The sequence below is a fragment of the Stenotrophomonas sp. 3diitr2024 genome, from assembly GCF_042136455.1.
Classification (GTDB): domain Bacteria; phylum Pseudomonadota; class Gammaproteobacteria; order Xanthomonadales; family Xanthomonadaceae; genus Stenotrophomonas; species Stenotrophomonas sepilia.
Genome location: NZ_JBHHMJ010000092.1, coordinates 1 through 8041 on the forward strand (window position 1 = coordinate 1; position 8041 = coordinate 8041).

7 protein-coding genes, 1 tRNA gene and 1 pseudogene are annotated in these 8041 nt (G+C 60.1%); 6 read left to right on the forward strand and 3 right to left on the reverse strand.

Annotated elements, in window-relative coordinates:
* Positions 1-109 precede the first annotated feature (109 nt).
* Positions 110-697, reverse strand: coding sequence for an FMN-dependent NADH-azoreductase (locus ABGA94_RS02185; RefSeq protein WP_375366266.1), 588 nt, complete (start codon positions 695-697; stop codon positions 110-112).
* Between the two features lie 127 nt (positions 698-824).
* On the opposite strand from ABGA94_RS02185, the gene ABGA94_RS02190 reads away from it, so the two are divergent.
* The gene (locus ABGA94_RS02190; RefSeq protein WP_005410175.1) at positions 825-1817 is read left to right on the forward strand and encodes a LysR family transcriptional regulator; all 993 of its coding nucleotides are present in this window, start codon (positions 825-827) and stop codon (positions 1815-1817) included.
* 55 nt (positions 1818-1872) lie between these two features.
* On the opposite strand, the gene ABGA94_RS02195 is transcribed toward ABGA94_RS02190, so the two are convergent.
* Positions 1873-2946, reverse strand: coding sequence for a DUF4241 domain-containing protein (locus ABGA94_RS02195; RefSeq protein WP_375366271.1), 1074 nt, complete (start codon positions 2944-2946; stop codon positions 1873-1875).
* Between the two features lie 124 nt (positions 2947-3070).
* Between ABGA94_RS02195 and ABGA94_RS02200 the strand changes: the two genes are divergently transcribed.
* Positions 3071-3160: transfer RNA gene (locus tag ABGA94_RS02200), tRNA-Ser, on the forward strand.
* Between the two features lie 694 nt (positions 3161-3854).
* Complete coding sequence (locus ABGA94_RS02205) at positions 3855-4148, forward strand: hypothetical protein (protein ID WP_329887630.1); 294 nt, start codon at positions 3855-3857, stop codon at positions 4146-4148.
* A gap of 141 nt (positions 4149-4289) precedes the next feature.
* Here ABGA94_RS02205 and ABGA94_RS02210 read toward each other — a convergent pair whose 3' ends face one another.
* Positions 4290-5228, reverse strand: coding sequence for a DUF4238 domain-containing protein (locus ABGA94_RS02210; RefSeq protein ID WP_134955189.1), 939 nt, complete (start codon positions 5226-5228; stop codon positions 4290-4292).
* Positions 5229-5839: 611 nt separating this feature from the next.
* On the opposite strand from ABGA94_RS02210, the pseudogene ABGA94_RS02215 reads away from it, so the two are divergent.
* From ABGA94_RS02215 to ABGA94_RS02225, 3 genes and pseudogenes are all read left to right on the forward strand, one after another.
* Positions 5840-6163, forward strand: a pseudogene (locus tag ABGA94_RS02215) (ShlB/FhaC/HecB family hemolysin secretion/activation protein); the annotation flags it as partial.
* A 298-nt stretch (positions 6164-6461) separates the two neighbouring features.
* The gene (locus tag ABGA94_RS02220; RefSeq protein WP_134955188.1) at positions 6462-6767 is read left to right on the forward strand and encodes a hypothetical protein; all 306 of its coding nucleotides are present in this window, start codon (positions 6462-6464) and stop codon (positions 6765-6767) included.
* Positions 6768-6927: 160 nt separating this feature from the next.
* Positions 6928-7953: a hypothetical protein gene (locus ABGA94_RS02225; protein WP_134955187.1), complete on the forward strand. Its 1026-nt coding sequence runs from the start codon at positions 6928-6930 to the stop codon at positions 7951-7953.
* The last annotated feature ends 88 nt before the right edge of the window (positions 7954-8041 follow it).

Below are 8041 nucleotides of genomic sequence, written 5' to 3' on the forward strand. Positions count from 1 at the left end.
GACGGCCCCGCACAGCGGGGCCGCCAGGGTGGGCCGGGATGGGGGAGGGGATCCCGGCCCGCGTTCAGCGCCCAGACGAGGAGAGAGGGGCGCCGAACGTTGGAACGCGTTACGCAGCGACGGCTTCGGCCGCTTCGTGCGACGGAAGTGCCGCCAGCGCACCGGCAATGGCGTCTTCACGGTGCTGCGGCGAATAGGCGATGCCTTCGGCGCGCACGAATTCGACCTCGTTGATGCCCATGAAGGCGAACACCTGGCGCAGGAACGGCTCCTGGAAGTCGGCCGGCGAGTCGGTGTAGATGCCGCCACGGCTGCTGGCGATGATCACCCGCTTGCCACCGGCCAGGCCCACCGGGCCGTTCTCGGTGTACTTGAAGGTGCGGCCGGCCACGGCCACGCGGTCGATCCAGGCCTTCAGCGTGGACGGAATGCTGAAGTTGTACATCGGCGCGCCGATCACCACGATGTCGGCGTCCAGGAACTGCTGCATCACCTGTTCAGCGTCGGTCGCCTCGGCGGCGTCGGTCTTGGCCAGCGAGCTGCTGCGCAGATGCGGTACCGGATTGGCGTCAAGATCGCGATAATCGACCTGCAGGCCATCGATCTGGCTGGCGAAGCGGGCGACCACAGCGGCCGACAGCTGGCGCGAGACGGAGTCGTCGCCAAGCACGCTGGCGTCGAGATGCAGAAGCTTCATGGCAGTCACCTGTGTTCTGGGAGGAAGGGGCGGGGTGGCCCCGCCGACGGAGAGAACGATAGGTTGTTGCAAAGACGGAATAAAGGTGGTTGAATGCCACGTATTGTTCTAGATATGGAACTCGGGTATGCATGACCTGAATGACCTGTACTACTTCGCGATGGTGGTCGACCACGGCGGATTCGCCGCCGCCGAGCGCGCACTGGGTATTCCCAAGTCGCGCCTGAGCCGCCGCATCAGCCAGCTGGAAACCGACCTGGGCGTACGCCTGCTGCAGCGCTCCACGCGCCGTTTCGCGGTCACCGACGTCGGCACCAGCGTGCACCGCCACGCGCAGACGATGCTGGCCGAAGCGCAGGCCGCCCGCGAAGTGGTCGACCGCCTCAGTGCGGAACCGCGCGGCGTGGTGCGCGCCAGCGTGCCGGTGTCGCTGGCGCAGATGCAGCTGCCCAAGCTGCTGCCCAAGTTCCTTGAGCAGTACCCGAAGGTGCGGCTGCAGCTGAACATCAGCAACCGCCGCGTTGACATCATCAACGAAGGCTACGATGTGGCTCTGCGCGTGCGTTCGCGCCTGGATGACGACGGCAGCCTGGTGATGCGCAGCTTCGGCCAGGTGCAGGAACTGCTGGTGGCCAGCCCGAAGTACCTGGACCGCGCCGGACGCCCCAAGGACCCGGAAGAGCTCACCCAGCACGTCACCCTCAGCATCAGCGAAGACGAAGCACGCCAGCGCTGGGAACTGCATGGCCCGGAAGGCGAAGTGCGCCGGGTCGACTTGCAGCCGCGCGTGGCCGGTTTCGACTTCCCGCTGCTGCAGAGCATGGTGAAGGACGGTTTCGGCATCACCATGCTGCCGGAGACCGTGTGCGCCGACGCCGTGCGCAACGGCGAGCTGGAAGTGGTGCTGCCGGACTGGTCGCTGCCGCAGGGCGTGTGTCACGCCGTGTTCGCCTCGCGCCGCGGCCTGCTGCCGGCGGTGCGCGTGTTCATCGACTTCCTGGCCGAGCACCTGCCGCCGCAGCTGGAGGCCTCGCGCCTGGATTGCGGTGGCGCCTGTGAAAAGGCCAAGGAGCGGATCAAGGCCAGTGCGCTGGGTGCGCTGGCGGTGGATGCCGGCTGAGAGCGCTGAACGGTAGCGCCGGGCCATGCCCGGCGTTGCTGTTTTCCGATGCCGATCAGTTCCGGCCGAACAGCCGGTCCCAGAAGCTGCGGCGTCGCGGTGGGGCCGGTGGCGGTTCGGCTGCAACGACGGGCGCTTCCAGCACCGCCATCAGTTCCGCGCTGCGCGGCTTCTTCAGGAAGCGCGCATAGTCCAGATAGCCGGTCACCTTGCTCATGTGCAGGCGTTCGGGCATTGCCGGCAATGCGCCGCCCTGCAACAGCACCCGCAATGCCTGCGGGCGGTCCAGGCGGACCGCCTCGTACAGGGCGGTGCCGCCGCAGCCCGGTTCGATCTGGTTGGCGCGCTGCGGCGCATCCTTCAGCAGGTCCTGCAATGCCTCCGCGTCGTCTCCTTCTACCGCAGCCACCAGCCGCGCCAGCGCCTCCGCTTCCGCAGGGGGCAGGTTGTCGCGATAGGCCTGGTCGGCAATCTCGCGCTCGTCGCGCCCATCGCCGCCGTGGATGCACAGGAAATCGGTGACCAGGGCGACCGGAATGCCGGACGTATCCAGCCCCCAGTAGCTGGGATAGACACCGTCGCCCCAGCCGCTGGTGAAGGCCACTAGGCCGTGCGGCGAGTTCTCCCCCCAGGGGCGGTACTCGACGCCTTCGTCCAGGCCATCGTGGTCGATCAGTGCATCCGACCATTCACTCTCTTCGTCGCCATCGGCCTGTTCGATCAGGGCCAGCAGCGCCTGCTGGGTGTCGGTGTCCATGAAACAACCGATGCCAGCGTCGACCGGATAGCCGATGAAGCTGTCCTCATCCAGGCCGGTCAGGTCCTGGGTGGTCCAGCGCGCCATCTGCCAGTGCAGGGCGGTCGCGGTAAGAGCTTCGCGGGGCTTGAACCAGACCACGGCCAGGGCCGGGCGGCCGCTGTGCACGATGATTTCGACCGGGTGCCGGCCCAGCGGGGCGGTGTAGTCGGCCAGCGCAGGCGCCTCGGCCTGGACCAGCGGATCGCAGACCACCAGCTGCCCGCTGCTGACCGGCAGGTGCCCCGCGAAGGTGCGGTGCAGGGCCACAGCGGCCAACTGTGTATCGTCCAGCAGGCAGGTGCGCAGGTTGGCCAGATCGAGATGGGCCATGGCGGCTCCGAGTGCGGTGAAGGCTCCCACCGTGCCGGATGCGAAGGGCAGGGGCAAGGTGGTCTTGGGCAAATGCCCTTCACGTGCGAGAATACGTCGCTGCCCGGGCGACCGGGACCCGATTGGAGAGATGGCCGAGCGGTTTAAGGCACCGGTCTTGAAAACCGGCGAAGGGTTAAACCTTCCGTGGGTTCGAATCCCACTCTCTCCGCCAATTAATTATTTAAGTAATTGATTTTAAGAAAAAATCAAAAAACTTTAAGTGTGATATGCCATTTGGTATGCCACTCTCGGTGGGGTGTACATGGACGGATCTGGACGCCATCTCCGCCTCTAGCCTGACAGCGGCGGCGTTCGCTTGGAGATCGGTGCATCTGCCCAGGGCGGTGTTGCCCGCACTCGATGGCGTCTTCGTATCGTTCTCCGCCGCGCCTTTCCTGACACGGTGGGGCGTGCGATTGCTGACAATGACGGCGGAGGCAAAGAGGTCAGGGCAACGATCGGCGCCGAGGCAGACTTCCCAAGCCTGCTTGCTCAGCTTCAGCTGTGCCCGCTGCCTGTGCAGTTCCCGTGGTTTGCGAAGGGTTCGCGTGGCTGGATGATTGGAACTGCCAGTGCCCCGTATACAAATGCCCTTGGTAGCTTGTGAAGGACCATAGGAAGGTCTTCTCAGGCGTAACTAGTCGCGCAAACGAACCACTGGCGCAGGATCCGATGCGTACTGTGATCATCGTAACCCTCCGTTCGCTCAGTGATGACGGAGGCATCTATAGTGACTAAGCGGCGTTCAAGCAGGTGACCGCGCGTCCGCCTGGTCGCAGAGGCGCTCGGATGCATCTCGTCTATCGCAGCTGATAGCCGGTGACTTGGGATTGGAGATAGCGCAACTTCGTTCAATAAGCGCTTTTGTGAACGAGAGCACCAAAGCAAGCGGTTATTCAAGCGGCTTGGCACTTTTAAGTGCCAAGCTCGGCACAGAAGGATCCCTGCTGATCTATATCAAGAGCTTCAATGCAGTGCGAATAGATCGAGTCTGCGAGACGACCAACGTATTTGATGCGAGCTTAAGTGATCGCCTGTCGCTCATTGTTACCTTGGGAGCGGGAGCCTTAATGTCGGTGGAAGCGCTGGAGCCCATGGAGGCAAATCAGGATAGGGGTGAAGCCGCAAAGTATGTGTGCCTCCAGACGAACTCGCTGTAGCACACTATGATTAAGGTGTTCAATGCGATCGTAGCTTATCGCGGAGTTAAATCGCTCCAAGTTGAGCACCTGCTCTCATGATAGCGTTCAGTAAGTGCTTGGAGAGGGCGCTGAGCATATGTCATAAGCTCAATCGAGCTCTTATGTAAGGCTAACATACTTGGCGTACTGCTTTACTTGCGCCTCCGAACTTGCGAAAACCGTTGCTGAGTGCTCCGCCAAAGTTCTGTTAATGGCGTCAACCTCTTTGCAACTCAGCTTGTTCGGGCCTGGTTGGAATTGGCCAGACTGGCAAAAGGCCAGAGCTCGGGCGGGGGACAGAGGCATAACAAGATCTAGCGACTCTTTCCAGTCTGGATGCATGTTGACCACTGGATGATCCGTAATGATGAACGGGCAATCGGCGGGGGCAGTTAGCAGTGAGAGAGTATCTATGGAGAGCATAAGTGCTTGCCCAAGATTTGAGCCGTACACGAAGCTGAGAAACCACCAGGCTTCCTGAAAATCCGAGCTGTCCACGCTGAGCATTGTGGCACCTCTTGCATTAGCGACACCATCGCGCAAGGGTTTTGTTCTCATGGCTGCTTGGCCAACATACAAGCAAAGTGGGAGTAGCATCTCTTGATCAGATAGCACGGAAAGATCGTCATTGGATAGTTTTTCAAGTGCTTTTCTTGCGAGAAGCTCATGTATAGAGTGCAGCTCCTCTATAAAGTTGCACTCTAGAGCTTCTTTAGCTCTCTGAAGCTCGGGTCGGTATTCCGGCAAGACCGAGGCTTCCGCGTTGGCCACGAGGCTCTGAATCGAAATCCACTTGTCTAGAGTCCTCAGAAGGAATTCACGCCCAGATTCATAGCTGGAGAGTTCAATCGTTCTCCTAGCGATTTGGATCTGCCTGGCTGTAAGGGTGCTGGCTCGGTAGAAGTCAACCTCTCGAGCGAGGCCTTTTACGCTGTCGTATCCGACCTTACCTGTAGATGTTAAGTAGTAAAGGTCGCGCTTGTTGGTTGACCAGTTCGAGAGATGCCATGCCCATACAAAATGGTGCTTCCTTTTCGCTTTGATCGTATCAATTTTCATTGAAATATTACGGAAAAGAGTTGGAATTTTACCTTGGTTGCAATTGTTTCACGCTCGCCGTCCGAAAGAAAGGACTGATTCTTGGCAAAGTGCATAATGTGAATAATTCAACCTTTTGGTCGAAGAGTCGAATCATTTATGGTCTGCCGCTCAATTACCTACGTCGAAGAGGGTGTTAGCCTCCGGCGCCCGTGAATCTGCTACCCGTTTGGTGCCCAAACTGCAAGCGGAGCCTGTGGGGGTCACTCGTTTGGCATCCACTGTTGCACTTCAAGTGCGTGGTAGGGATCGTACGATTCTCTATGGTTGCAGTTGCAGTTGCAGTTGCATGGGCCTGTGCTTCCTACGTGATGCCATCCCTTCTCCGCCGAGATCGCTGAATCAATCGCGAGTCCATGTTCCCCGTCTGTCTCGCCAGTTCGTAGCATCATTGTCCCGCAGTGACTCGCTTAGGTCGGGTTGAGGCCCGGAGTTTGCGATGCTCCCATCGACGTGGGTGCCGAGGCATGAGCAAAGCGGCGTACCTTTGTATGAGCACTCCTGCTCCCCGGCGCGGCGAAGTCCGGAACACATGGTTTTCATATATTCGGTTGTGAGGGATAGCTTCTCGGGTCGCCAATGCACTGCCGATCCTCAGCGGTGGCCTGCTCAACCTGCGTGACATCGAGCAGGAGCTGAAGAACCTGCGGCGCGTGCCCACCGTCAGCGCCGACATCAGGATCGCGCCGGCTGACGGCGAGGGCGCGCCGCCGGGCCAGAGCGACATGCAGATCGACTGGACGCAGCGTTCACCGGTACGCGCCAGCGTCACCCTGGACGATGCCGGCAGCCGTGGCACCGGCAAGCTGTAGGCCAACGCGACGCTGTCGATGGACAATCCGCTGGGCCTGAACGAGCTGTTCTACGTCAGTGCCGGCCGTGGTGTGTTCAATGGCCAAGTCGCCTGCGCAACGTGCAGGAACAGAGCGGCATTGTTGCCGGTACCGGTGGCTTCGACATCGCCGTGGGCGGCAATACGCACCTGGAAGGTGGTGTGATCGGTAGCGCCGCCGATGCTTCTAGGAACCTTCTGGGCACTGGCAGTCTGAGGGTTGTCGGCATCCAGAACGAATCGCGCGCCAAGATTAGTGGATTCCGTATCGGCTCAGGGATGGGGAGTGGGGGATGGTGCCGCCAGCCCGCTGGGTAGCGTGACCGGAACCGCACTGAGTCCGCTGGGCGGTACGAAGAACAATGACAGCAGCACCACGCTCAGACATCGCCGCAGGCACGGTGGTGGTGCGCGATGGCAACGAAAGCGCCTTGATCGGACCTGATCGCTCCGCGACCGGGTTTGATACCGACAGCGCGCTGCCGGCCGCTGAGCTGCTCAAGATGCAGGAACGGGTTGAGGTGATGCAGTTGGGTAGGCAGCTGCTGTTAAAGGCCGAGGGCGACTTGGGTGGTTTCCCGGGCCAGAAGGCGCAGACTGGAGAGGAGGGGGTAGGGCATTTTCGGCCGATTGCGGTAGCGACCGCACGTTGCTGCGGGAGCGGTTGATGCTGCGATGGCAACACTTGGCGATACCGATTGTCCGATCGAGCTCTGATGCCGGTGGTGTTGGCTAGTCTGAGGGGGGGGGGGCTAGGCTTGTCTCGTTCTCAAGTCGAAGTTGTCAGCTAAGGAATCCGATTCAGGCGCCGATAACGGGGGTGGATACATGGAGCAGAGTTCAGAGATGATGAGTCTAGAGATGGAGTTTATGGCGCACTGGGATGCGCAAAGGGGAGTTGCTCCCAATCTACTGTTGCAGGTTCATGTGCACAGGATCCGAGAGGTCTTGGCATTCTTGGAAGGTGAGCCATTGGCGGCTAAACCCAAGGCCGAGATTGAGCGGATCTTCAGAGCCACTAATTGGCTACTCGATCCTGGCCTGTTCCAAGAATTCGTCCAGGTGATCGGTGAAGTACAGTTTTGGGCGATGGCAAGGGAGCTTGGGGTGGAGCTCCAACGAATACCCGAGCAGTCAAAGAAAACTCCGGATTTTCGATTGGCTGGCGCAGCTGGAGCTGCCCCTTGCTTCGAGGTGAAGACCCTGTCCGTGGTGGACGGTGTTTTCAACCTCGGTCAGATCATTGAAAACAGCTACAACGCTCAGCTCTCCCTGAGCGAGCAGGTCGCTAGTGGTCGGGTTGTGGCAACTGAGCTCACGGGGGTTGCACCTCACGGCGAGGTTGAGGATGGGAAGAGCATGACCACCATCATCTGCAATCTTATCAAGAAGGCAGATGGGAACATCAAGTCGGGCCAGTATGCGGATGCGCCTACCTGTTTGGTGCTCAACTTGATGCTGATCGATGGGTACTACAACGGCAATGCATCGCTTCGCCCGGTAGCACCCGGATTTCCGCAGAAGTGGAATGTGCGGTCCGGTGCCTACTGGAGCCTCGCCTTTGGAAAGCCTGAGCAGCTGGTATTTGGCATTCCCGAGTTTGAGGGAAAGCCATCCGTTGAAGGAGTGTTGGGGATGGAAGGCATCTTGCATGCTCATCCCGAGATTCAAGCCCTGCTGCTCGTTGTGCATGGTCTAGGCAGAGAGCCCACGATCTTCGGTCTCAAGCGCGAGTCCGAGGAGGACCGGTGGCTGGATGAGCTCGAATCCCTGAGTGATGCGTTCTTCCGTCTCGTCGGGAATAACTGGAACGACGACCGCGACACTATGGGTTGGCGTCTAACCAATGATTGATCCGAAAGTTCACGCTTGATCAATGGGTTGACGGTTGCACTTGCCTGCATGGAGTGGGGGGGGGGGGCGTGAAATGGCACGCGCACGA

Excerpts from the sequence above, each read along its gene's own strand:
- ABGA94_RS02210 (WP_134955189.1), bottom strand. The coding sequence starts at position 5,228 with ATGAAAATTGATACGATCAAAGCGAAAAGGAAGCACCATTTTGTATGG.
- ABGA94_RS02220 (WP_134955188.1), top strand. The coding sequence starts at position 6,462 with ATGACAGCAGCACCACGCTCAGACATCGCCGCAGGCACGGTGGTGGTG.
- ABGA94_RS02185 (WP_375366266.1), bottom strand. The coding sequence starts at position 697 with ATGAAGCTTCTGCATCTCGACGCCAGCGTGCTTGGCGACGACTCCGTC.
- ABGA94_RS02225 (WP_134955187.1), top strand. The coding sequence starts at position 6,928 with ATGGAGCAGAGTTCAGAGATGATGAGTCTAGAGATGGAGTTTATGGCG.
- ABGA94_RS02195 (WP_375366271.1), bottom strand. The coding sequence starts at position 2,946 with ATGGCCCATCTCGATCTGGCCAACCTGCGCACCTGCCTGCTGGACGAT.
- ABGA94_RS02190 (WP_005410175.1), top strand. The coding sequence starts at position 825 with ATGCATGACCTGAATGACCTGTACTACTTCGCGATGGTGGTCGACCAC.